The sequence below is a fragment of the Actinosynnema sp. NPDC023658 genome (assembly GCF_040639995.1).
Lineage (GTDB): Bacteria > Actinomycetota > Actinomycetes > Mycobacteriales > Pseudonocardiaceae > Actinosynnema.
On the sequence record NZ_JBFAAX010001458.1, the window covers coordinates 1 to 1,107 of the forward strand.

At 74.5% G+C, this 1,107-nt stretch carries 2 protein-coding genes; one reads left to right on the forward strand and one right to left on the reverse strand.

Going from position 1 to position 1,107, the window contains the following annotated elements; translation table 11 throughout:
- Nucleotides 1-198, forward strand: a 198-nt coding sequence (locus AB0G02_RS41785) for a hypothetical protein (protein ID WP_360806596.1), incomplete at its 5' end; no start/stop codon positions are given.
- On the opposite strand, the gene AB0G02_RS41790 is transcribed toward AB0G02_RS41785, so the two are convergent.
- Nucleotides 199-1,107, reverse strand: a 909-nt coding sequence (locus AB0G02_RS41790) for an amidohydrolase (RefSeq protein ID WP_360806599.1), incomplete at its 5' end; no start/stop codon positions are given. It abuts the gene before it with no gap.

The window sequence follows — 1,107 nt, forward strand, 5'->3', positions numbered from 1 at the left end:
GTCGGGCTGTACACGATCACGTCGGTGGACGTGGACCGGTCCACCGGGTGCACCGTGCTCACCGTCGCGGACGCGGGGTTCCTGGACGCCACGGGGTGGGCTCGCTGCCCGGGTCCCGTGTCGGTGCGCCCCACGCCCGAGGGCTACCAGTACACCCCGTTCGACGGTTCCTGGTACCGGTTCCGGCTCGTCTGGTGATCAGAGCGGCGCGGGGGACGTCAATGCGGTGAGCGCCGCGTGGACCATCGCGCGGACACCGACCGGCAGCGCGCGTTCGTCCACGTGGAACGTCGGCTGGTGCAGGTCGCCCTGCGGGCCGTGACCGGGCCAGATGCCCAGGCGCGCGTACGAGCCGGGCACGTGCTCCAGGTACCAGCCGAAGTCCTCGCCGCCGCTGGACTGGGTGGTCGACGTGACGGCGTGGGGACCGAGGGCGGTGGTGATCGCGTTCTGCAGCATGACCGTGCTGGCCGGGTCGTTGACCACCACCGGCACGGCGCGGACGTGGTCGAGCTCGAACCGCACGCCCGTCGGCCGCAGCAGCGAACCTAGGATCGACTCGACCAGGGCGGGCAGCTGGGCGTTGACCACCGGGTCACCGGTGCGCAGGGTGCCGCGCAGCACGCCCTCGCGCGGCGTGCCGAGGGCCGGCTCGGAGGCGTCCATCGCGCCCCACGCCAGGACCGTGCCGGACCGGGGGTCGACGCGGCGGGCCAGCAGCGCGGGCAGCCCGGTCGCCACCAGGCCGAGCGCGTGCACGACGTCGGAGCTGAGCTCGTTGTGCCGGCCCGGACCGCACGCGGACACCCGCAGTTCGAGCATGTCGCAGGCCGACGTGACCGGGCCGACCCTGGTGCCGATCCGGCCCACCGGCACCTTCGGGTCGCAGTGCAGGCCGAAGACCCGTTCCACGCCCTCGACGCCGCCGGCCGCGATCACGTCCTGCGCGCCGCCCGGCTCCTCCTCGGCGGGCTGGAACAGCAGCCGCACCCGACCCGGCAGCTCCGGCGCTGAGACCAGCGCCGCCGCCGCGCCGAGCAGGATCGCGGTGTGCACGTCGTGGCCGCACGCGTGCGAGATGCCCGGGACGCGCGACGCGAACGGCTC